This is a genomic window from Paraburkholderia sp. LEh10 (genome assembly GCF_017814945.1).
Classification (GTDB): Bacteria; Pseudomonadota; Gammaproteobacteria; order Burkholderiales; family Burkholderiaceae; genus Paraburkholderia.
Map to the genome: position 1 here is coordinate 1 of NZ_JAGIPX010000295.1, position 234 is coordinate 234.

Below are 234 nucleotides of genomic sequence, written 5' to 3' on the forward strand. Positions count from 1 at the left end.
CGAAGCCGAGATCGCCGTGCCGCCGACCGGCGCGAAGCCCGCCGTGCCCAGCGTGGTCGAGTTCGCCACCGCGTTCGCGCCCAGCGCCACCGAGTTCGAAGCCGTCGCGCTCGCGCCATTGCCCAGCGCCATCGCGTTCGATGCGCTTGCCACGGCAACCCACTGCCACGCTGTTCGCGCCCGAAGCCGTCGAATCGGCCAGCGTCGAGTTCGCGTGGAAATACTTGATGCCGC

General features: G+C 70.1%; 1 pseudogene. It reads right to left on the reverse strand.

Annotated elements, in window-relative coordinates:
* Window positions 1–234: pseudogene (locus tag J8I87_RS44340) on the reverse strand (hypothetical protein); the annotation flags it as partial.